The sequence below is a fragment of the Rahnella bonaserana genome (genome assembly GCF_019049675.1).
GTDB lineage: Bacteria > Pseudomonadota > Gammaproteobacteria > Enterobacterales > Enterobacteriaceae > Rahnella > Rahnella bonaserana.
In genome coordinates this window covers 85217-107310 of record NZ_JAFMOW010000052.1, presented here as the reverse complement: position 1 = coordinate 107310, position 22094 = coordinate 85217, and the positions used below count along the sequence as shown (strand labels likewise).

At 50.4% G+C, this 22094-nt stretch carries 21 protein-coding genes; 2 read left to right on the top strand and 19 right to left on the bottom strand.

Annotation, left to right across the window (positions count from 1 at the left end):
- Positions 1 to 65: 65 nt before the first annotated feature.
- The 3 genes from nlpE to J1778_RS04310 form a co-directional block, all read right to left on the bottom strand.
- The gene (nlpE, locus tag J1778_RS04320; RefSeq protein ID WP_217172143.1) at positions 66 to 743 is read right to left on the bottom strand and encodes an envelope stress response activation lipoprotein NlpE; all 678 of its coding nucleotides are present in this window, start codon (positions 741 to 743) and stop codon (positions 66 to 68) included.
- Positions 744 to 808: 65 nt separating this feature from the next.
- Entirely contained in the window at positions 809 to 1258 is a 450-nt protein-coding gene (arfB, locus tag J1778_RS04315) for an alternative ribosome rescue aminoacyl-tRNA hydrolase ArfB (protein WP_238484559.1), read from the bottom strand.
- A complete protein-coding gene (locus tag J1778_RS04310; RefSeq protein WP_120508882.1) occupies positions 1225 to 1785 on the bottom strand; it encodes a YaeQ family protein in 561 nt (186 codons plus the stop codon). Before J1778_RS04310 ends, arfB begins: the two co-directional genes overlap by 34 nt.
- 215 nt (positions 1786 to 2000) lie before the next feature.
- Between J1778_RS04310 and J1778_RS04305 the strand changes: the two genes are divergently transcribed.
- Positions 2001 to 2201 carry a YaeP family protein gene (locus J1778_RS04305; RefSeq protein WP_013574215.1) on the top strand — a complete coding sequence of 67 codons (201 nt, stop codon included), beginning with the start codon at positions 2001 to 2003 and terminating at the stop codon, positions 2199 to 2201.
- Complete coding sequence (rof, locus tag J1778_RS04300; RefSeq protein WP_015696107.1) at positions 2188 to 2448, top strand: Rho-binding antiterminator; 261 nt, start codon at positions 2188 to 2190, stop codon at positions 2446 to 2448. The genes J1778_RS04305 and rof overlap by 14 nt, the downstream gene beginning before the upstream one ends.
- Before the next feature lie 68 nt (positions 2449 to 2516).
- Here the strand turns inward: rof and J1778_RS04295 are convergent, their stop codons facing one another.
- From J1778_RS04295 to ispU, 16 genes are all read right to left on the bottom strand, one after another.
- Complete coding sequence (locus J1778_RS04295; protein WP_217172141.1) at positions 2517 to 2804, bottom strand: c-type cytochrome; 288 nt, start codon at positions 2802 to 2804, stop codon at positions 2517 to 2519.
- Between the two features lie 110 nt (positions 2805 to 2914).
- Positions 2915 to 4261, bottom strand: coding sequence for a tRNA lysidine(34) synthetase TilS (gene tilS / locus J1778_RS04290; protein ID WP_217172140.1), 1347 nt, complete (start codon positions 4259 to 4261; stop codon positions 2915 to 2917).
- A 7-nt stretch (positions 4262 to 4268) separates the two neighbouring features.
- Entirely contained in the window at positions 4269 to 4658 is a 390-nt protein-coding gene (locus J1778_RS04285) for a VOC family protein (RefSeq protein WP_217172139.1), read from the bottom strand.
- A gap of 86 nt (positions 4659 to 4744) precedes the next feature.
- Positions 4745 to 6892: a lysine decarboxylase LdcC gene (locus J1778_RS04280; RefSeq protein WP_217172138.1), complete on the bottom strand. Its 2148-nt coding sequence runs from the start codon at positions 6890 to 6892 to the stop codon at positions 4745 to 4747.
- A 200-nt stretch (positions 6893 to 7092) separates the two neighbouring features.
- Entirely contained in the window at positions 7093 to 8052 is a 960-nt protein-coding gene (gene accA, locus J1778_RS04275; RefSeq protein WP_217172137.1) for an acetyl-CoA carboxylase carboxyl transferase subunit alpha, read from the bottom strand.
- A 12-nt stretch (positions 8053 to 8064) separates the two neighbouring features.
- Positions 8065 to 11547 (bottom strand): DNA polymerase III subunit alpha, encoded by a 3483-nt coding sequence (dnaE, locus tag J1778_RS04270; RefSeq protein ID WP_217172136.1) that lies wholly within the window; start codon positions 11545 to 11547, stop codon positions 8065 to 8067.
- A gap of 70 nt (positions 11548 to 11617) precedes the next feature.
- The gene (rnhB, locus tag J1778_RS04265) at positions 11618 to 12214 is read right to left on the bottom strand and encodes a ribonuclease HII (RefSeq protein ID WP_217172135.1); all 597 of its coding nucleotides are present in this window, start codon (positions 12212 to 12214) and stop codon (positions 11618 to 11620) included.
- Positions 12211 to 13359, bottom strand: coding sequence for a lipid-A-disaccharide synthase (gene lpxB, locus J1778_RS04260; protein ID WP_217172134.1), 1149 nt, complete (start codon positions 13357 to 13359; stop codon positions 12211 to 12213). Before lpxB ends, rnhB begins: the two co-directional genes overlap by 4 nt.
- An 18-nt stretch (positions 13360 to 13377) precedes the next feature.
- Complete coding sequence (gene lpxA, locus J1778_RS04255) at positions 13378 to 14166, bottom strand: acyl-ACP--UDP-N-acetylglucosamine O-acyltransferase (RefSeq protein WP_217172133.1); 789 nt, start codon at positions 14164 to 14166, stop codon at positions 13378 to 13380.
- Positions 14167 to 14169: 3 nt separating this feature from the next.
- A complete protein-coding gene (fabZ, locus tag J1778_RS04250; RefSeq protein WP_120163110.1) occupies positions 14170 to 14658 on the bottom strand; it encodes a 3-hydroxyacyl-ACP dehydratase FabZ in 489 nt (162 codons plus the stop codon).
- 114 nt (positions 14659 to 14772) lie between these two features.
- A complete protein-coding gene (gene lpxD / locus J1778_RS04245) occupies positions 14773 to 15795 on the bottom strand; it encodes a UDP-3-O-(3-hydroxymyristoyl)glucosamine N-acyltransferase (protein WP_217172132.1) in 1023 nt (340 codons plus the stop codon).
- A gap of 2 nt (positions 15796 to 15797) precedes the next feature.
- A complete protein-coding gene (skp, locus tag J1778_RS04240) occupies positions 15798 to 16295 on the bottom strand; it encodes a molecular chaperone Skp (protein WP_112288332.1) in 498 nt (165 codons plus the stop codon).
- A gap of 153 nt (positions 16296 to 16448) precedes the next feature.
- Entirely contained in the window at positions 16449 to 18869 is a 2421-nt protein-coding gene (gene bamA, locus J1778_RS04235; protein WP_217172131.1) for an outer membrane protein assembly factor BamA, read from the bottom strand.
- Positions 18870 to 18905: 36 nt separating this feature from the next.
- A complete protein-coding gene (gene rseP, locus J1778_RS04230; RefSeq protein ID WP_217172130.1) occupies positions 18906 to 20261 on the bottom strand; it encodes a sigma E protease regulator RseP in 1356 nt (451 codons plus the stop codon).
- Positions 20262 to 20302: 41 nt separating this feature from the next.
- The gene (cdsA, locus tag J1778_RS04225; protein WP_217172129.1) at positions 20303 to 21151 is read right to left on the bottom strand and encodes a phosphatidate cytidylyltransferase; all 849 of its coding nucleotides are present in this window, start codon (positions 21149 to 21151) and stop codon (positions 20303 to 20305) included.
- Between the two features lie 9 nt (positions 21152 to 21160).
- A complete protein-coding gene (gene ispU / locus J1778_RS04220) occupies positions 21161 to 21919 on the bottom strand; it encodes a (2E,6E)-farnesyl-diphosphate-specific ditrans,polycis-undecaprenyl-diphosphate synthase (protein WP_095923213.1) in 759 nt (252 codons plus the stop codon).
- Positions 21920 to 22094: the final 175 nt, after the last annotated feature.

Here is a 22094-nt window from a genome sequence, read left to right as displayed (position 1 = left end):
TGCCCGCTTTATGCGGGCATTTCTCTTTATGCAATTCAGTTTGTGCTGCGCTGGCCGCTTTTGATTTAAGGACAGGACTTCGTTGCGTCAAACTTAACGTTTTTATCCGCCACAATAGCTTTCTGCATCTGTCCTTCTTCCATTGACGGTTCGGTCATGAAATGACCATCCATCGAAAGGAAAACCAGCTGGTTCGGTGCTTTGCGTGCTGCAAGATAGCCTTCTTCCAGTGATTTATTTGCCGACATCGGGAACACTTTACCGGTGGCGCAATCTTTAAATGATGCTGCATCCGCGCTGTATTGCATCATTCCGGTCAGCGCCATCGGTGTCTTAGGCAAACTCTGCTGCACTGGCTTCAGGGTATAGTTGAACTGAGAAGTAACAGGCTCGCCGCTCATATCCAGCATTTCAAGATTTTCATCTTTCGGATGGAAGTAACGCTTCTCACCATCATTTCCAGTGAGTACCAGTTTGTCGGCCGTCCGCGCCCAGCTTCCGTAACTGGCGAACGCCTGATCGCCGTCCTTACTTCCCTGATAAATTTCCTGCAGGATATACGTTCCGTCCTGTTGCAGGAAAAGTGACGTCTCCAGCCCACTGCAATCTGCGCAGGGCAACACACCGCTGTAACTCTGCTGCATCGCCTGCAAAGGCTTCTCATGGTTAAATGCGGCGGTATGACAGCCGAACAACGATAACGCCCCGAGCGCCAGCACTGCTCCTGTAATGATTTTTTTCACAGTTTCTCCCCTACTGCTATTCCACAGTGCTGCGATAAAAATTGTCCTGCAGCACGAATTTAGGGCTAACGTATCTTGCCCCGCAATGCTTTCGTTGCACCCTTGCGAACTTTACTTTCTACCCGACGAATTTTAGACCCCCGGGTAGGTTTTGTTGCCCGTCGTGGTTTTTCTACCACCATCGCTTGTGAAATCAATGCCCCAAGCCGTGCCAGAGCGGCTTCACGATTCATCTCCTGACTCCGGTATTCCTGGGACTTAATAATGACCCAGCCGTCGGCGGTAACAGAATGATGATTGAACGCCATTAACCGCTCTTTGTAATATTCTGGCAAACTCGACGCTTTAATATCAAAGCGTAAATGAATAGCCGTTGATGTTTTATTGACGTTCTGGCCGCCGTTACCCTGAGCGCGTATCGCGGTTAATTCGATTTCGCTGTCGGGTATTTCAACTTTTCCGGAAAGGATTAACACGCTGATTACCTGGTTTCTTTTACAACAGACTCTTTCCATTCAGAAAAATGAATTTCTAAATTACTCTGAGCATCAGAAAGCCAAATAGTTCCGTCCTGCAAGGTCGCCTGCAAATTCATGGTACGGCTGCCAAAAGCTGTCAGCTGAGTCAGTAACTCATCTTCTATGTAACGGATGCGCAGGTTCTCAAAACCTCTGACTTTCCCTTCGATTTGCGACCACCAGACCTTCGCCGCACGCTCACCATACGCGTAAAGCACAACCTCGCGCGATTGGTTACAGGCTTTTTTCAGACGCTTCTCATCAGGTAATCCTAATTCGACCCACAATTCGATACCGTTGTGGTCATTCTTACGCCAGATTTCTGGCTCATCTTCCGCGCTTAATCCGCGGGTAAACACCAGTCTTTCGTCAGCATGATAAATCCACGCCAGCAAACGCAGCATCATGCGTTGTTCTGTTTCGGAAGGATGCTGCGCCAGTGTCAGGTTGGCATCATGAAAGAAATTGCGATCCATATCGGCGATATTGACTGCTGCTTTATAAATAGTTGCTTTTAACGCCATGGTAAACCCCTTGATAATAGACGCACAGTGTACTTGAAAGCGTCCTGCCGCGACCAGTTTTCCCCCGATGGTCATCCTCAATAATGGCTTTACGCAAACGATTTACCTTTACAGACCCGCTAATAACTCACACTCTCCTGTGCTATAGTCGTTAAATACTGAGAGTTTATCTTTCTGCGCTTTCCTCAGAGGGATACGCTTTTTAGGGAGAAGTTATGCAACAATACTGTGAGTTGGTGCGCCGTAGATATTCTGAAATCGCCAGTGGCGATCTCGGATATGTGCCCGATGCGTTGGGCTGTGTATTGAAAGCATTGGACGAAGTGGCAGCAAACGCTGAACTTCCGTCTTCCGTTAGGGACCAGGCGGCCTATGCCGCCGCTAACTTATTGGTGAGCGATTATGTCGATGAATGATGAGTACCAACCCATCAATTGTGATGACTACGATAATCTCGAGCTCGCCTGCCAGCATCACCTGGTTTTGACGCTGAAGATGCGTAGCGGAGAAATTGTTGAGGCAAAAGCCAACGATCTGTTAATGCGTAAAAAAGTGGAATATCTGGTGGTTGAGGCGAACGGCGAGCAACGGGATCTGCGATTAGATCACATTGAAAGCTTCAGCCATCCGGAAATTGGCACCGTTGTGGTCAGCGCTGAATAGCGTCAACTGCCGTCAATTTACCTAACGGGCAATCTCAGGATTGCCCGTTTGCATTTCTGAGGGCAGACTTATTTCAGTGGCGTCAGACTGGCGTAGTACGCCGACAAATCAATGATATCCTGATCGGATAATGACGAACTAAAAGCCTGCATCACGCCTGCCTGCCCGCCACTTCTCTCACCTTTCTTGTAAGCATGTAAAGAAAGCGCCAGATAATCGGCATTTTGGCCTGCCAGATTAGGGTAAATTGAATTAACGGCTTTACCCGTTGCGCCATGACATGCCGCGCAACTGGCAGATTTTGACTGCCCGTCAGTAATGTTACCGCCTGCCAAGGCCGGTAAAGAGATGAGCATTAACGTCACGCACCCTGTTAATGCCCTTATCACTGTCTTTTTAACGATTGTCACCGGCATCACCACTCCCAGGGCGAATAAGGTTCACCCAAATAAACTGTTCAATTCTTTTATTGCAGAGCCGACCAGACGATCTGCCACTGCGCTTCATTATTTTCGGGCTGAGACTGGCGGGTGGTGAACCATCCCGGTGCAGCCATCAGCTGTTCATCGTAATAAATCAATGGAATACGATCCCGCTGCCACGGCGGAACGCCCAGCTCAGACCACAGTTTTTTTGCCTGACGCGCCCGATCCCGTCCGACTTTTTCGATAACACCGTGCGCCTTAAAACGCACAATGACCTTTTCATCAGCGCGAGGCTGGCGGATCACACATTCAGCCATCTGCAAGGCCGGAGCCGGATCGGCCTTCAGATAACCCAGCCCGTCGGGTAACGTTAATTTCTCAGCCGGATCCCAGCGGATCACCACATCTTTAAGTGACTGGAATTCTGGCAGTAAATACAAACGCTGGCGAAAACGTCTGATGACCAAAGTGCCGAGCACTAACTGTGCCTGCGCATCTTCGCGACTGAGCGCCACTTCGTCCCATATTCTTTGCAACTGTTCCCGTGAAGGCATTTTTGCACCACGCGATGCCAGCCAGCGACGCAACAGCGCAGAGCGCCTGACGGATGAAAACGCCTTCAAACCCTCGACTGCCAAACTTCCCTGATCGTCGGTTAACGCGCAGAGCGACTCGATGAGTAATTCGTCCAGTAACGTTTCCTGCTCGGCGCAGAGCAATGCGCTGCGGGCGGTGGCAGAGGCAAAATGCGGCCAGCGCTGGTAAAGAGCGGGCAAAATATCCAGCCGCAGAAAATTGCGATCAAAACGGGCATCCCGGTTACTGTCGTCTTCAATCCAGCTGAGCTGAAGTTGTGCCGCAAATTCTTCAAGCTGCTCACGACTGAGATCCAGCAAAGGCCGCAACAAACGATAACCGTGAACCGAACTGTCCGCGCTCATCGCGGAAAGACCGGCGGGTCCGCTGCCCCGCTTGAGCGCCAGCATAAAGGTTTCACATTGATCGTTAAGATGCTGAGCAGTCAGTAATATTTCATTCTCAGCCAGATTGGCTGCAAAAACCTGATAGCGTGCCGTTCTTGCGGCCGCTTCTATGCCGCCGTCCTGCGCATCCACCTGAACTTTTACCGCAGAAAAAGGGATATTCCGCTGATGACAAAACGCCTGACAGTGCGCCATCCAGTCATCCGCAAACTGACTTAATCCATGATGAATATGCAGCGCACGCAGTTCGACCTGCGGTAGCGTGGTATCACGTAACTCCGCCAGCCCGGCCAGCAGAACAGCCGAATCCAGCCCACCGCTGAATGCCACGCAAAGTTTTCGTGAGTCACCGATTTTATGGCGCAGATGTTCAGTCAGAAATGTCGCGGCAATTTTTGAGTTCATAGGATATTCAGGATTCGTACAGTTCCAGCGGCAAACCATCAGGATCATTAAAGAAGGTGAATTTTTTACCGGTATAAGGATCGATTCTTACCGGTTCACTGACAACGCCCGCCGCAGTGAGTGCAGAAATGGACTGTTCGATATCGTCCACGCTAAAAGCCAGATGGCGTAATCCACAGGCTTCCGGACGACTTGGTCGTGCCGGTGGTTGCGGGAAGCTGAACAACTCAATGGTGTAATGACCATTGAGTGCCAGATCGGCCTTCCAGGAATCACGCTCTTCACGATAAAACTCGCCCAGCAACGTGAACCCGAGAATCTCGCAGTAGAAGTGTTTGCTGTTCTCATAATCGGAGCCAATAATAGCAATGTGATGGATCTGGCGAAGATTAAGCATAGTCATGTCCTGTTAATTTCTGACGTGAACGTTACTCAGGCTGTCCGGAGTCGTCAATAAAAAGCCCTCACGAAGAGGGCTGTTTGTTACTCCGCTTCCGGAAGTTTTAAGACTTTCACCAGATAGCGTCCGTCTTCTGTGAGACGCGTTCCATGAATATCGGTTTCAAAGCCAGGATAACGTTCACCTATCGAGCACAACATAATCAGGAAATCGAGCACCGCGCGGCTTTCTTCGGTGATCATTTCTCCCGGCATCACTACCGGCACGCCCGGCGGATAAGGCAGTATCATGTTGGCGGATACTTTGCCGATCAGATCATCGATATCACATTCATCTATATGTCCGCGAACCTGATGCTGGAACATTTCGTACGGCGTCATTTTCATTTCCGGCAATACATCGAATGCTTCCAGCATTAATCGCGGCAAGTCGTGGCGGACGATCAGCTTGTGGATCCCCTGCGCCAGATCCTGAATACGCATGTTGCGATAGAAATCAGGATCTTCCGCATAGAGATCTGGCAGCATATTCTTGACCCGCAAATTGAGATCATAACTGCGTTTGAAATCGGTCAGCCCGCGCATCAGGCTCATAGATTTGGTTTTATCAATGCCGATACTGAACAGGAAAAGCAGATTGTACGGACCGGTTTTTTCCACCACCACGCCGCGCTCATCCAGGAATTTCGCCACTAACGCCGCCGGGATCCCCTCCTCTTCCAGCTTACCCATTTCATTCATGCCGGGTGTCAGGATGGTCACTTTGATCGGATCCAGATACATATGATCGGTATCGGCGTTGGCAAAACCGTGCCAGTTTTGATCCGGATTCAGCGGCCAGCATTCCGCTTCATCAATATGTTCGGGCTGCCAGATATCAAAGAACCAGCCGTCAGTCTCTTCGCGAAGCCTTTGGATCTCTTTACGAAAATGCAGGGCACGTTCCACTGAGCGGTTGATCAGACGTCGTCCGGGGTTCCCGCGCAACATCGCCGCTGCCGTTTCCGCCGAGGCGACAATGCCGTAGTTTGGCGAGGTTGTGGTGTGCATCATGTAAGCTTCGTTAAAGGTGCTTTCGTTGTAATCACCCTTAATGTGAATCATTGAAGCCTGCGAGAAAGCCGCCAGTAACTTGTGTGTTGATTGCGTTTCGTAGATGACTTTCCCCGGGATCCGCTCCCCGCTCATTCCGCTTTTGCCATCATAAATCGGATGGAAGTTGGTGTACGGGACCCATGCAGAATCGAAATGAATCGACGGAACATCCAGCGTATTCTTGATGTAATCGGTGTTGTACAACAGACCATCGTAAGTGGAATTGGTTATGACCGCGTGAACCGGCCAGGAGGCATTCTCGGTCTGGGCAATTTTCTCTTCGATGCTTTCACGGGTGAATTCATGCTGCGGGATGCTGCCAAGAATGCCGTAAGCATTACGGTTCGGGCGCAAATAGACCGGCACGATATTAGTCATCATCATCAGATGCGCGAGTGATTTATGACAGTTGCGGTCAATCAGCACTGTGCTTCCTGCAGGTGCTGCATACATGCCGACAATTTTGTTCGCCGTCGAGGTACCATTGGTAACGATATAGCTCTGTTCAGAGCCAAACGTTCGCGCGATATATTCTTCGGCCTCAAGATGCGGGCCGGTGTGATCGAGCAAAGAACCCAACTCAGTTACCGAAATCGACACATCCGCTTTCAGCGTTTTAGCGCCGAAAAAATCATAGAATAGTGTTCCAACCGGACTTTTCAAAAAAGCCGTACCGGCCATATGCCCTGGTGTACAGAAGGTGTATTTCCCTTCTTCCACATAATTGAATAACGCTTTTGTCAGCGGCGGCGTAATCGTATCAATATATTCATCGGTGTACTGTCGGACGCGTTTAGCAATATCATCGGCCGCACTCAACGCATACTCAAAGAAATACAACACCATACGCATTTCATTGACGTCAACGTCCAGTGTCGAATGCGTATTGATGAAAGCATAAAGCGGCAGGTATTCATTAAGTTCGTTAATTTCGGTACACAGCTCTTCGCTGTGCTGATCCCAGTCGAAAATCGCACCACAGATCCGGGCATTGTTTTCGATGAGTTTGAGTAAGTCAGCGCGGTCACGCGGATAAATTATCTGAAACCCAAGAAGCGTCAGTGCGCTATCCAGTTCGCGGATTGGCTCCTCTTTGTAGTAAGCCCCTTCCGGGCGCATGATAGCGATAATATTCATCTGACAAATCCTTATGTTGTTTTTTCTCTCAGGCATTAATAGAAACACGGTTGGTCGCTGCTGTGTACCCTTTGCTGGTGAGTTTAGGTAAAACGGGGGTGATTTTAAGATTACAGGTAAGACTGCAGGAAAGTCCGGGTGAAAAACTGGCAATAAAAAAGGCCATGCATAAGCATGGCCTTTTCGAAATCACTCGCAAATCAGCAGTAGCCGTAAGTCATCAGACGCTGATAACGACGGTTACGCAGTTCTTCAGTGCTGAGAACATCCAGATCGCTGAGATCAGCTTCCAGTTGTGCACGCAGAGAAGCTGCCATGGCTTCGACGTTGCGGTGAGCGCCACCCAAAGGCTCCGGGATCACGGAGTCGATCAGTTTCAGCTCTTTCAGGCGTGGCGCAACAATACCCATTGCTTCCGCAGCCAGAGGCGCTTTATCCGCGCTCTTCCACAAGATAGACGCACAACCTTCCGGTGAAATTACCGAATAGGTGCTGTATTGCAGCATGTTAACTTTGTCGCCAACGCCGATCGCCAGTGCGCCACCGGAACCACCTTCACCGATAACGGTGCAGATAACCGGAACATTCAGGCGGGACATTTCGCGCAGGTTACGGGCGATAGCTTCAGACTGACCACGTTCTTCAGCGCCAACACCAGGATAAGCACCCGGAGTGTCGATAAAGGTGATGATTGGCAGTTTGAAACGTTCGGCCATTTCCATCAGGCGTAACGCTTTGCGATACCCTTCCGGCGCAGGCATACCGAAGTTACGACGAATTTTCTCTTTGGTTTCACGGCCTTTCTGATGACCAATGATCATCACGGCACGTTCACCTAAACGGGCGAGACCGCCAACGATAGCTTTATCGTCTGCGAAGGCACGATCACCTGCGAGTTCATCAAAATCGGTAAAGATATGTTTGATGTAATCCAGGGTGTAAGGGCGACGAGGATGGCGCGCCAGTTGGGCAATTTGCCAGGCACCCAGATCAGAGAAAATCTTACGAGTCAGTTCAACGCTCTTTTCGCGCAAGCGTGCAACTTCTTCGTCCAGATTAATATCTAATTTTTCGTCTTGACGGCTGACTGCAGTCAGCGAGTCAATTTTCGCTTCCAGTTCCGCAATCGGCTGTTCAAAATCAAGAAAATTCAGACTCATAGCATTCCTATTTTAGTCAAATTCCAGTTCCACCTGCTCACTACCGACCAGGCCTCGCAAATCCAGCAACAGTTTGTCTGTTGGCGTAACACGCCATGACGCCCCGAATCGTAGCCGGGCTCTTGCGTTTTCTCGTTGGTAATACAGATGCACTGGTATCGTCCCCGATCGATGAGGTTCCAACGATTGGCGGAGACGGTTCAAAAGCTGGTCATCAATTTGCCTGTCAGTCAGCGATATAGCAAGACCGCGAGCATATTTTTCCCGTGCTTCACTGATGTCCATTACATCGCGGGCCATCATTTTAAGCCCGCCACTGAAGTCATCAAAGCTGACCTGTCCTGTGGCGATAAGGATACGGTCTTTTTCCAATAAATGCTGAAATTTTTCCAATGCTTCGGTGAACAACATGACTTCCAGACGACCTGAGCGGTCATCCAGTGTACAGATCCCAATGCGGTTACCGCGCTTGGTGACCATGACACGTGCAGCAAGCACCAGTCCCACTGCGACGGTCATTTTGCCCCGTTCCGTCGGGTGCATATCTTTCAGGCGCTGGCCGCCGCCATAACGCTCGATTTCTTTCAGATACTGTGTGATCGGATGGCCGGTCAGATACAGCCCAAGCGTCTCGCGCTCACCATCCAGCACCGTTTGTTCCGGCCACGGCATCACGTTAGCGTAAGATTTTTCGACCTGTTCCGGCGCTTCTGCCAGAACACCAAACATATCCACCTGACCAATCGCTTCAGCTTTAGCATGCTGATCCGCCGCTTTGAGTGCGTCCGGCAGAGAGCTCATCAGCGCAGCACGGTGTGGCCCGAGGCGGTCAAAGGCACCGGACATGATCAGTTTTTCGAGAATGCGTTTATTCAGTTTTTTAACATCAGCGCGCGCGCAGAGATCAAACAACTCTTTGAAATAGCCGCCTTCGTTACGCGCTTCGATAATGGCTTCAATCGGGCCTTCGCCCACGCCTTTGATGGCGCCAATACCGTAGACAATTTCACCTTCGTCGTTCACGTGGAAATGGTACAAACCGCTGTTGATATCAGGCGGCAGAATCTTCAGCCCCATACGCCAGCATTCATCGACCAACCCGACCACTTTCTCGGTGTTATCCATATCCGCGGTCATTACCGCCGCCATGAATTCTGCCGGATAGTGCGCTTTAAGCCACAGCGTCTGATACGACACTAAAGCATAAGCTGCGGAGTGAGATTTGTTAAATCCATAACCGGCGAATTTCTCTACCAGGTCGAAGATTTTAATCGCCAGTTCGCCGTCAATGCCGCGAGATTTGGCACCATCTTCAAAGCCGCCACGCTGCTTGGCCATTTCAACCGGGTTTTTCTTACCCATCGCACGACGAAGCATGTCTGCGCCACCCAGCGAATAACCCGCCAGAACCTGCGCAATCTGCATGACCTGTTCCTGGTACAGGATGATGCCATAAGTCGGCTCCAGTACAGGTTTCAGGGATTCATGCTGCCACTGAATATCTGGATAGGAAATCTCTTCGCGCCCGTGTTTACGGTCGATAAAGTTATCTACCATGCCGGACTGCAAAGGCCCCGGACGGAACAGCGCCACCAGTGCGATCATATCTTCGAAGCTGTCTGGCTTCAGTCGTTTGATCAAATCTTTCATACCGCGCGATTCAAGCTGGAATACCGCCGTGGTTTCCGAGCGTTGCAGCATGTCGAAGCTTTTCTTGTCATCGAGCGGGATAGCCGCAATGTCCAGCGGCGGCTCACCGGCTTTCTCGCGGCGGGCGTTAATCATTGCCAGCGCCCAGTCGATGATGGTCAGCGTGCGCAGACCGAGGAAGTCAAACTTGACCAGCCCGGCATATTCAACGTCGTTTTTATCGAACTGAGTAACCGGATGGTTACCTTCAGCATCGCAATATAACGGCGCGAAATCGGTAATTTTGGTTGGCGCGATGACCACCCCACCAGCGTGTTTACCGGCGTTACGGGTGACACCTTCCAGCTGACGGGCCATGTCAATCAGCGATTTAACCTCTTCATCAGCCTCATAAATTTCTGGCAACTGAGGTTCTGCGGCAAACGCTTTTTCCAGTGTCATCCCCGGATCAGGTGGCACCAGTTTTGAAATGCGATCAACAAAGCCGTAAGGATGACCGAGGACGCGTCCCACATCGCGGATAACCGCTTTGGCAGCCATCGTACCGAAAGTGATGATCTGCGAAACGGCTTCACGACCGTACATTTCAGAAACGTGATCGATAACCCGGTCGCGTTTCTCCATACAGAAGTCGACGTCAAAGTCGGGCATGGAAACACGTTCAGGGTTAAGGAAACGTTCGAAGAGCAGGTCAAACTCAAGGGGATCCAGATCGGTAATTTTCAGCGCATACGCCACCAGAGAACCGGCACCGGAACCACGACCGGGACCAACCGGCACGCTGTTATCTTTCGACCACTGGATGAATTCCATAACGATCAGGAAGTATCCGGGGAATCCCATCTGGTTGATCACTTTAAGTTCGATATCCAGACGTTCGTCGTATTCAGGACGTCGCTGAGCACGCACTTCAGGATCCGGGAATAAAAACTCGAGGCGTTCTTCCAGACCGATTTTTGATTTTTCGACCAGGAAGTCTTCCGTGGTCATATCACCGGTCGGGAACTGGGGCAGGAAATATTCGCCCAGTCGGATGGTCACGTTACAGCGTTTGGCGATTTCCACGCTATTTTGCAGCGCTTCGGGAACATCTTCAAACAGCTCGCACATTTCGTCTTCACTGCGCATGTATTGCTGCGAAGTATAATTACGCGGGCGTTTAGGGTCGTCGAGAGTAAAACCGTCGTGGATAGCAACGCGGATTTCATGGGCATCGAAGTCGGTCGGTACCATAAAACGTACGTCGTTGGTGGCCACGACTGGCAGACCACGTTCTGTCGCCAGCGCAACGGCAGCATGAAGATAGTTCTCTTCTTCCGGACGACCGGTGCGGATTAATTCGAGGTAATAGCGGTCAGGGAAATACTGCTGGTAGAAATCGAGACACTGATTGACCTGCAAATCATTGCCGCGGATCAGGAACTTACCGACGTCGCCCATTCTCGCGCCGGAGAGCAGGATCAGGCCTTCGTTCAGCTCCGCCAGCCATTGGAGGTCGACAATCGGTCCGGCTGCGCCATAACCGCGCTGGTAAGCTCTGGAGATGAGCAGCGTCAGATTTTGATAGCCCTGATTATTCATCGCCAGAACGGTCAGCTGAGCCAGCTCATCCCCGAGGATTTCACTCTGCACATTCAGGTCTGCACCGATAATCGGTTTAATACCGGCACCGTGAGCAGCACCATAAAATTTCACCAGTCCGCAAAGGTTGGTGAAATCGGTAATCGCCAGAGCGGGCATGCCGAGTGACGCTGCGCATTTCACAAGCGGGCCCACTTTCGCGAGCCCATCCACCATGGAATAGTCGCTATGTACACGCAGATGAATAAAACGAGGTTCGGCCATATCCAGAGTCCAGAAATGAGTGAATTAAGGGTTGTATACCCCGCAAAACGGGGCAGGAACAAGTGACGCGTTATGCCAGCCCGAGCGCGCGTTTCACCGGAGAGAAACTTCGACGGTGATGTGCTGTTGCTCCAAGGCGGGCAAGGCTTTCGAGATGCACCGGCGTAGGGTAACCTTTGTGCTTCGCAAAACCATATTCAGGGAACTGAAGATCCAGTTCAACCATTTCGCGATCACGGGTGACTTTAGCCAGAATTGAAGCAGCGCTGATTTCAGCGACTTTGCTGTCCCCTTTCACTACCGCCTGTGACGCCATCGGAAGTTTAGGGCAGCGGTTGCCATCAATCAGCACCATATCAGGCGTGATAACCAAACCAGCAACCGCTCTTTGCATGGCCAGCATGGTGGCATGCAGAATATTCAGTTCATCGATTTCGTGCGGTTCGGCGCGCCCGAGGCTCCAGGCCAGCGCTTTCTCTTTAATCTCGATGTACAACGCCTCACGGCGCTTTTCAGACAATTTTTTAGAATCCGCCAGACCTTTAATCGGATTGGCAGGATCAAGGATCACCGCAGCCGTCACCACGGCGCCCACTAACGGACCACGTCCCACTTCATCCACACCCGCAATACATACGGCCTGCGGATAGATAAATACTTCGCTCATCGGTTTGCCAGCTCCATGACGGCCTGAGCAGCCTGTTCGTCTGCATCACGGCGGATGCTTTCATGCAGTTCAAGGAACGTTTCGCGCAGCTCGTGGCTTTTCTCGCCACCGGCCAGTAAAGGCAGCAACGCAACAGAAAGCTTTTCAGGCACACATTCGGTTTGCAGTAATTCGGTAACGATTTCGCGTCTTGCCAGCAGGTTTGGCAATGACACGTACGGCGTTTTCACCAGACGCTCAGCCAGCCAGAAAGTGAACGGCTTCATACGATAGCCCACCACCATCGGGCATTTCGCCAGCATACATTCGAGCGCTGCCGTCCCTGAAGCCAGCAATGCCGCGTCACTGGCAATCATCGCTTCACGGCCTTTACCATCGAGCAAGTGAGCAGGTAAATCAGGCGCAATTTCAGCCTTGATGCGCTCGAACTGTTCGCGACGTTTGGCATTGACCAGTGGTACAACGATGTGTAAATCAGGATAGGTCTGTCGCAATTGCAATGCGGTTTTCAGGAAATCTGCGCTGAGCATTTCCACTTCCGCATGACGACTTCCCGGTAATAACGCCAGGCAATGAACTTCTTCAGGGATCCCTAACGCCAGACGTGCCGCCTGTTTATCAGGATGCAACGGCATCGCATCAGCCATGGTATGACCAATGAAACGGCAGGGAACATTGAATTTGTCATAGAACGCTTTTTCAAAAGGCAGGAATGCCAGAACTAAATCTGTCGCCTTCCCGATTTTGAAAACACGCTTTTGTCGCCAGGCCCAGACAGACGGGCTTACATAATGAATCGTGCGGATACCACGCTGCTTCAGGCGGCCTTCCAGCGTGATGTTAAAGTCCGGGGCATCGATGCCCACAAACACATCAGGCCTGAGTTCGCTAAAACGCTGAGTCAGATCTTTGCGGATTTTCAACAGGCGTGGCAGCCGTTCAAGAACTTCCACCACGCCCATCACCGCCAGTTCTTCCATTTCGTACCAGGCTTCGCATCCTTCCGCCTGCATCAGCGGACCTGCGACACCCACAAAACGGGCATCAGGATGATGCTTTTTCAAGGCTCGAATCAGCCCGGCGCCAAGAATGTCACCGGACGTTTCACCGGCCACCAGGCCAATTGTCAGAACAGGCTTTTGCATTGTTTTCCGTAGCCCAGATCAGCGAATAATGCCGCGCGTTGAGCGGGCGAAAAAATCACTGAAGGGTTTAGCTTTCGGGAATTCAGCCGCAATAGCAGCGATTTCCGGCTGGGCTTCTTCCAGCGTTTTACCGCTGCGATACAGTAACTTATAGGCATTGCGGATAGCATGCAGATCGGCTTTTTCGAAACCACGACGCTTAAGCCCTTCAATATTGATACCGAAAGGTGTCGCATGGTTACCCTGCGCAATCACAAACGGAGGAACGTCCTGAGCAACCCCGGAACATCCACCCACCATGACATGCGCGCCGATAATACAGAACTGATGCACCGCCGTCATACCGCCAATGATCGCGAAATCATCAACTTCAACGTGACCACCGAGGGTCGCGTTGTTCGCCAGAATACAGCGATTACCAATGACACAATCGTGGGCAATATGCGCGTTAACCATTAACAGGTTATCGCTGCCCACTTTTGTCAGACCACCGCCCTGAACGGTACCACGATGAATGGTAACGCTCTCACGAATATTGTTGCGATCGCCGACCTCAACGCGTGTTGGTTCACCGGCATATTTCAGATCCTGGTTAATTTCACCAATGGAAACGAACTGGAAAATGCGGTTATCGCGACCAATTTTGGTCACGCCATTAATCACTACGTGTGATTTAAGCTCAGTACCTTCACCAATTTCTACCTGGGATCCCACGTAGCAGAAAGGACCGATATGGACTTTAGGGCCGATTACGGCACCGTCTTCAACAATAGCGCTTGGATGAATAAAGGCGGTTTTATCAATCATGTATTAAGACTCCCGGCGACGGGCGCACATCATTGATGCCTCGCAAGCGATCTCACCATCAACTTTCGCGACACCTTTGAATCGAGCAACGCCACGACGCTCTTTAATGAATTCAACTTCCAGAACCATCTGGTCACCTGGTAAGACCGGACGTTTAAAACGTGCATCGTCGATTGCTGCAAAATAATACAATTCGCCCGGTTCCAGTTTTCCTACGCTTTTAAACGCCAGAATACCGGTGGCCTGAGCCATCGCTTCCAGAATTAAAACGCCTGGAAAAATAGGTTTACCCGGGAAATGCCCCTGGAAGAACGGCTCGTTAAAAGAAACGTTTTTCACGGCGCGCAAAAATTTCCCTTTTTCAAAGTCCAGCACGCGGTCAACCAGCAAGAACGGGTAACGGTGTGGCAATAAATCCAGTATCTCTTCAATACGCAGAGTATGAGTGTCAGTAGTCAAAATACTCTTCCTGTCTATAAAAACTGATGGCATCAATAACACGGCCTGCCAGACCCCAAAAGAAGGTCATCAGGCAGGCCGCAAATAGGAACGTATGTCGCAGGTTCACTCAACAAAGGGAACACAAAGCAGCATCGTAGGTGGTAATTAGTCTTTTTCGATTTTACGCTCGACAGCTTTCAAGCGCTTATTCATCTCGTCAATATTCATTACCAATGCAGCCGTCTTACGCCAAACTTTATTCGGTTGTAACGGGATACCGGAGGAGTATACCCCAGGTTCGGTGATTGGTCGCATTACCATTCCCATTCCCGTCACGACAGCCTGGTCACAAATCTCCATGTGACCGTTGATAACACTGGCTCCGCCAATTTGACAATAGCGTCCGATTTTCAGACTACCGGCCATGATAACACCACCGGCAACCGCCGTATTGTCTCCAATCACGACGTTGTGTGCAATCTGGCATTGGTTATCAATAATAACGCCGTTGCTGATAATGGTGTCATCCAGCGCGCCACGGTCGATTGTGGTACAGGCGCCAATTTCAACCCGGTCACCGATAATTACCGTGCCGAGCTGAGGAATTTTGATCCAGTTACCGCGATCGTTAGCGTAACCAAAACCGTCAGCGCCAATGACTGTTCCGGACTGGATCAGACATTGTTCGCCAATCTCAACGCGGTGATAAATAGAAACGTTAGCCCAAAGTCGGGTTCCCGCCCCTATTTTCGCGTCTTTACCGATAAAGCAGCCGGCACCGATGATGACGTTATCACCCAGTACAACGCCGGATTCGATGACTGCATTTGCGCCAACCGAGACATTCTTACCCAAAGAAGCACTGTCAGAAATCACCGCACTCGCGGCAATATCATGTGCCGGTGCTGGCGTGGTATCCAGCAACTGCGCCATACGCGCATAGGTCAGGTAAGGGTTTTTAACCACTAATGCCGCTGTAGGGCAAAATGGCAGATCCGCTTCCGTCAACACTACGGCACCTGCATTGCAAGAAGCCAACTGTTCACGGTAACGGCTGTTTGATAAAAACGTGATTTGCTCAGAGTGTGCGGAATGCATTGAAGCAACGCCGGTGATGGCAATTTCGCCATCACCGTGCAATTGTGCATCCAACTGCTGTGCCAGATCAGCCAGTCGAATTGAAGACATGTTTATTTAACCTGTTTCAGCACATCAGCAGTAATATCTTTGTCATTGTTTGCATACGCGATGGCGTTTGCATCGATAACAACATCATAACCTTCTTTGCTCGCGACAGATTTAACAGCATCCTGAATACGGCTCAGGATTTTGTTACGTTCTTCAGCCTGACGACGACGGTTGTCTTGCTCGAACTGCTGCGCTTTAGAAGAGAAAGCTTCACGCTGAGCCATAACGTCTTTTTCAAGTTTTGAACGATCGCTGGCTTTCATGGTAGAGCCATCACGTTGCAGACGTTGCATTTTGGTTTGCAGATCACGTTCCTGAGATTGCAAATCTGTCGCACGGCTTTTGAACTCGTTTTCCAGCTGTTTTGCTACTGCTTCACGAGCAGGCATTTGTTGGAAAATGCTTGCTACGTTAACGATAGCAATTTTATCAGCAGCCTGAACGCTAGCTGAAGAAGCCATAACTAAACCGAGGCCTGCGGCATATAACCACTTTTTCACTATAAACTCCTTCCATCACCCGTTTGTGCCAGATGGCACAGTAAATTACACAAAACACCCGATAAGAAAACGATACACGGGCCGAGACCCGTGTATCAAATTCAGCATCTGGCCTTTGCGATTCTTCTGAACAAATTCTGCCCAGGCAGGACGTTACCAGGTTTTACCAATGTTAAACTGGAACTGTTCTGCCTTATCGCCTTCATATTTCTTAACAGGTTGTGCATAAGAGAAGACCAATGGTCCCAGTGGAGACATCCACTGCAATGCAAGACCTGAAGAAACACGAATGTTGCCTGGTTTACTATAGTCAGGAACGCCCGCGGCCAGAGACTCTGGGGTATTTTCCCAACCGGTATCCCACACTGTACCACTGTCCACAAACAGGGAAGTACGCAGTGAATTCGCATATTTCTCGCTGACGAACGGAGTAGGAACAATCAGTTCCGCACTCATTACCGCCATTGCGTTACCACCCACTGCATCGTTCGAGTTATCGATCGGACAGGTGCTGTAAGAGGTATTAGCAGTAGTACATTTGTAATACGCTGCTTTAGGACCGATGGTGTTCGACTGGAAACCACGAACACTGCTTGAACCGCCGGCATAGAAGTTATCGTAGAACGGCACTTCTTTACCGCCCAGACCATCTGCGTAACCTGCACGCGCACGGCCCATCAGCACCCAATCACGATCCTGATTCAGTGGCAAGTAACTGGTTGAATCGAAAGTAATTTTGTAATATTCGTTATCAGAGCCCGGAACAGTAACTTTACCGTTCAGACTGGCTTTAGTCCCTGAAGTCGGGAAGTAGCCACGGTCAAGGTTGTTATAACCCCAACCCAGATTCACGAAGAAGTCATCCGCGCTGAAGTCAGCATCCGCGTTGTCACTGGTCGTGACAGCAGGTTGTAGGCCAACAGAGTTCAGATAACGGAACATAGCAATCTGAGGTTCCATATTGGACAGATCGTTATGAACATAATCCAGACCCAGACGTAATGAGTTATTCTCATTAATCGGGAAGCCCAGGTTCCCGCCAATACCATAACTTCTGTTGGTATAGCTGGAGAGATCGGCATCATCAGCTTTAAAGTCGTTATAGAAGATACGACCACCCAAACTTACGCCGTCAACGGTGAAGTATGGGTCAGTAATAGTGAATTCCGCGTACGTCTGGTAATCGTTCTTGGTACCGCTGATGCCGACAGAGTTACCCGTTCCCAGCCAGTTGTCCTGCTGGACACCGACCTGGAAGCTGACACCACTTTCTGTACCGTAACCCACACCAAAGTTGAAGCTACCGGTGTTACGTTCTTTCACCTTGTAGACCACATCAACCTGATCCGGTGAACCCGGAACACGCTGCGTATCAACATCGACAGTTTCGAAATAACCCAGACGGTTCAGACGCTCTTTGCCTTTATCGACCAGATCGTTGCCTAACCAGGCACCTTCCATCTGACGCATTTCACGGCGCAGTACGCTGTCTTTACTGGTGTCATTGCCTTCAAAGCGGATATGACGCACGTAGAAACGGTTACCCGCATCAACGTTGATGTGCAGCTTAACGGTTTTGTCTGCATCATTAATTTCTGGCTGTGTCGTCACACGTGGATAAGCGTAACCATAACGCCCCAACATCTGTTTGATGTCGTTTTCCATTTTGGTGACTTTGGCGCCGTTATACAGCTCGCCTTTATCAATTTTTGTCAGGCTTTGAACTTCTGCTGAGTGACCCGCCATGCTGCCAGTCACTTCCACGCCAGAAAGTTTGTACTGCTCACCTTCTGTAATGTTCAGCGTGATGTAGATGCCTTTCTTGTCCGGCGTCAGGCTGACCTGAGTCGAATCAATATTGAAACGGGCATAACCGCGATCCAGATAGAAACTGCGCAGGGTTTCAAGGTCACCCGCGAGTTTTTGTTTCTGGTATTTACGATCACCGACGACGTTCCACCATGGCACTTCATCACGCAGCTGGAAGCGTGAGATCAGTTCATCAGTTGTAAAGGCGTGGTTACCTACAATGTTGATCTGCTGAATTTTGGCAGAGACACCTTCGGTAAAGACCAGTTTCAGGTCAACACGGTTACGCGGTAAAGGGGTCACAACCGCTTTCACCGACGCACTGTATTTACCCACGCTGTAATAGAAGTCTTCGAGACCTTTCTCGATACTGCCGATGGTGGTGCGGTCAAGCGCTTCGCCAACACGGACGCCAGAGGCCTCCAGGTTTTGCTTGAGCATGTCATCTTTCACCGATTTGTTACCGGAGAAAGTGATGCTGGCAATAGTTGGGCGTTCTTTGACCTGAACAATCAGAGAATCACCATCGCGCAGGACGCGGACGTCCTCAAAGTTGCCAGTGGCAAACAATGCACGAATGGTGTTACTGATATCATCGTCAGTAACCGTATCACCGACGCGAACCGGCATATTGAGTAACGCCGCACCGACGGCAACTCGCTGCAGGCCTTCGAAATGAATATCTTTCACTACGAAACCGTCTGCACCGTATACGGTGGCGCTGCCAAACAGCAGCGACGCTATGAGCAACTTTTTGATCGCCATCGTTGTTATGCGTTCTTCCTAACCTAATCTCCGGCCTTAAAGACGGGAGAAATCATTGAAAAGTGCAAGCCCCATCAACAACACCAGCAAAACTGAACCAATGCGGTAACTGAAGTCCTGAACTCGCTCGGAAACTGGCCCACCTTTTAGCTTTTCTATTGCGAGAAAGAGCAGGTGTCCACCATCTAATACCGGTAATGGGAAGAGGTTGATGATCCCCAGATTGACACTAATGAGTGCCAAAAACGTGAGGTACGACACCAAACCATACTCTGCTGACATTCCTGCGCCCTGTGCGATGGATATTGGGCCACTCAGATTGTTCAGCTTCACATCTCCGGTAATTAACTTACCCAGCATGCTCACAGTGAGTTTCATCAGTTGCCAGGTTTTATCCCCGGCCTCATAAAACGCCACAAACGGACCATACTGACGGATTGTTTTAAATTCGTCAGGCAGCGGTATCACTTTCGGTACCACGCCAGCAAAACCCTGTATTTTGCCTTTACCTGCGGACTTCGTGTCCGGCGTTAATGTTAAAGCGACCGAATCTCCCCCCCGCTCTACTCCCAGCGCGATAGGTTTGCCCGGATTGTCACGAACCTGAATGACAAACGACTGCCAACTTTCCAGAATCTGACCATCGACTTTAACGATCCTGTCCCCGGCTTGCAAACCCGCCTTTTCGGCAGCTGAACCAGGCTGCACTTCCTGCAGAACAGATTCTATCTGCGGACCTCTGGGAATCATACCCAGAGAAACGACCGGATCTTGTTTTTCAGGATCAAACTGCCATTGGCGCAAATCCAGAGTTTTCTCAACGACCTGAGATGAGCCAAACTGCGCAACACCTACGGTCGTTTGATCATCACCAATTTCGCCCATTAACGCCATACGAACTGATTCCCAATCAGGCGTTTCGATACCCGCAACAGACTTTAGTTCCATACCTGATGAAATATTCGATTGCGCAGCGATTGAATTTGCAGTGATGTTCGCGATAACAGGACGCACGCTGGGCACGCCGATCACGAAGACCAGCCAGTACGCAAAAATGGCAAAAATGAAATTGGCAATCGGTCCGGCACTGATGATAGCAGCACGTTGCCAGACCTTTTTGTTATTGAATGATTGATGACGAAATTCAGGAGCAACGGCTTCGACTCGTTCGTCGAGCATTTTGACGTAGCCGCCGAGAGGAATAATGGCCAGCACATACTCAGTCCCCTGCCGGTCAGTTTTGCGCCAGAGCGCACGTCCAAAACCGACAGAGAAACGTTCTACACGCACACCACAGCGACGAGCAACCCAGAAATGGCCGAACTCGTGCACGGTGATAAGCACCCCCAATGCAACGATAAAGGCGGCCAGGCTCCAGAGTATGTTCATCATATGTCTAACTATTCCTTAGAAACATCACCGTCTGCGACGGATTAATACACTAACAGCATCAGACAGGCGAATACAGGCACCGCAGCCGTCAGGCTGTCGATACGATCGAGTATTCCGCCGTGGCCAGGGATCATATGACCACTGTCTTTGATTCCTGCCTCGCGTTTGAACATACTTTCCGTCAGGTCGCCCAGCACAGAAGCCAGCGCTGCGACAACGGAACAAATCAGCAGGATTGAAGGCTGCACAGTTAATGGTGCATAGCGGCCAAACAACCAGGCTATCAGGGCAGAAGTCAGAAGACCGCCGGCAAACCCTTCCCAGGTTTTACCCGGTGAGACTTTGGGTGCCAGTTTGTGCTTACCAAATAATTTACCAAACAGATACGCCCCGGAGTCTGCCCCCCAGACGAGTAGCATCACATATAACAACCACCATGCGCCAGTGTGATGATTCTCAGCATAACCATATTGGCGCAATGCGATCATGCCCCAGAAGAATGGCACAATCGTCAGCACACCAAATATTACCCGCAACACGCGGGAATGGCGCCAGAATCCTGCCGAAGCCGGATACCCCACCACTAACACCAGCGCCACACACCACCATGCAAGGCCGGCCCATAAAGAACCCCCAACCTGCATCAGATGCACACTTTGCTGATAAGCCGGTATGCTCAGCAACATGGCGGCCAGCAAAAAACCGCAGAGTATGGCAAGCCAGATACGCTGATTACGTGTTGCAAAACCCGCCAGTTGCCCCCACTCCCACGCAGCCAGCATGCACACAACTAAGGTGACGATGGCGAAACCTACCGGTGGTAGCAGAAAGAGTGCTGCAATAACAATCGGTATTAAAATCAAAGCTGTGATAATGCGATACTTCAGCAAATGTTCTCCCTAGGACGCATCAGCGCCGATAGGTGTAGTCCCCCCGAAACGGCGCTCGCGTTGTGCAAAAGCAGTCAGCGCACCTTCGAAGGTATTTTCATCAAAATCAGGCCAGAGGACATCGGTAAAATACAGCTCTGCATAGGCAATCTGCCACAACAGGAAATTACTGATCCTATGTTCCCCACCGGTTCTGATCACCAAATCGACGGGTGCCAGTTCGCTCATACAGACCGCTGAATTCAGCAACTCTTCTGTAATTTGCTCTGCCCGCAGTGTACCGGCTTCAACCTGACCAGCCAGTGTCTTAACGCCTTGAATAATATCCCATCGGCCGCCGTAATTCGCAGCGATGTTGAGCGTCAAACCGTCATTATTTTGAGTAAGTGTTTCTGAACGACGAATGCGTTCCTGCAGACGAGCACTAAAGCGACTAACATCGCCGATGATTCGCAGCCTGACATTGTGTTTGTGCAGGCTTTTCACTTCACTGTCCAAAGCACGAACGAACAATTCCATGAGTGCGGAAACTTCCTGAGCCGGGCGATTCCAGTTTTCACTACTAAAGGCATAAAGCGTGAGCGCATCGAGGTGATGACTGGCAGCAAAACTCACGGCTTTGCGCACTGACTTCACTCCCGCTTTATGACCAAATACCCTCATTTTACCCTGACGTTTTGCCCAGCGTCCGTTACCGTCCATGATAATGGCAACATGGCGAGGTTGAGAGCAACACATATCAGACATCTGTTGATTTTCGAGGGACATAACGCGTACTCATTTCCTTTTATCAGAACACAACGGCTTTCAGGCTGGCATAACGCTCTTCAGGCTTACACCAGAATAGCCAGCTGGCGCTGCACCTATTTGTCGCTAATGCGACTACACGCGCAAAAAAGCCGTGTCTCCCTTTCAGGCACGGCTTAACTGACAGCTCACCGAT

Bases quoted from the DNA above. Each gene is read 5' to 3' on its own strand.
- arfB (WP_238484559.1), bottom strand. From the start codon at position 1,258: ATGGAAAGAGTCTGTTGTAAAAGAAACCAGGTAATCAGCGTGTTAATC.
- J1778_RS04310 (WP_120508882.1), bottom strand. From the start codon at position 1,785: ATGGCGTTAAAAGCAACTATTTATAAAGCAGCAGTCAATATCGCCGAT.
- J1778_RS04305 (WP_013574215.1), top strand. From the start codon at position 2,001: ATGCAACAATACTGTGAGTTGGTGCGCCGTAGATATTCTGAAATCGCC.
- rof (WP_015696107.1), top strand. From the start codon at position 2,188: ATGTCGATGAATGATGAGTACCAACCCATCAATTGTGATGACTACGAT.
- J1778_RS04295 (WP_217172141.1), bottom strand. From the start codon at position 2,804: ATGCTCATCTCTTTACCGGCCTTGGCAGGCGGTAACATTACTGACGGG.
- tilS (WP_217172140.1), bottom strand. From the start codon at position 4,261: ATGAACTCAAAAATTGCCGCGACATTTCTGACTGAACATCTGCGCCAT.
- J1778_RS04285 (WP_217172139.1), bottom strand. From the start codon at position 4,658: ATGCTTAATCTTCGCCAGATCCATCACATTGCTATTATTGGCTCCGAT.
- J1778_RS04280 (WP_217172138.1), bottom strand. From the start codon at position 6,892: ATGAATATTATCGCTATCATGCGCCCGGAAGGGGCTTACTACAAAGAG.
- accA (WP_217172137.1), bottom strand. From the start codon at position 8,052: ATGAGTCTGAATTTTCTTGATTTTGAACAGCCGATTGCGGAACTGGAA.
- dnaE (WP_217172136.1), bottom strand. From the start codon at position 11,547: ATGGCCGAACCTCGTTTTATTCATCTGCGTGTACATAGCGACTATTCC.
- rnhB (WP_217172135.1), bottom strand. From the start codon at position 12,214: ATGAGCGAAGTATTTATCTATCCGCAGGCCGTATGTATTGCGGGTGTG.
- lpxB (WP_217172134.1), bottom strand. From the start codon at position 13,359: ATGCAAAAGCCTGTTCTGACAATTGGCCTGGTGGCCGGTGAAACGTCC.
- lpxA (WP_217172133.1), bottom strand. From the start codon at position 14,166: ATGATTGATAAAACCGCCTTTATTCATCCAAGCGCTATTGTTGAAGAC.
- fabZ (WP_120163110.1), bottom strand. From the start codon at position 14,658: ATGCCATCAGTTTTTATAGACAGGAAGAGTATTTTGACTACTGACACT.
- lpxD (WP_217172132.1), bottom strand. From the start codon at position 15,795: ATGTCTTCAATTCGACTGGCTGATCTGGCACAGCAGTTGGATGCACAA.
- bamA (WP_217172131.1), bottom strand. From the start codon at position 18,869: ATGGCGATCAAAAAGTTGCTCATAGCGTCGCTGCTGTTTGGCAGCGCC.
- rseP (WP_217172130.1), bottom strand. From the start codon at position 20,261: ATGATGAACATACTCTGGAGCCTGGCCGCCTTTATCGTTGCATTGGGG.
- ispU (WP_095923213.1), bottom strand. From the start codon at position 21,919: ATGTCCCTCGAAAATCAACAGATGTCTGATATGTGTTGCTCTCAACCT.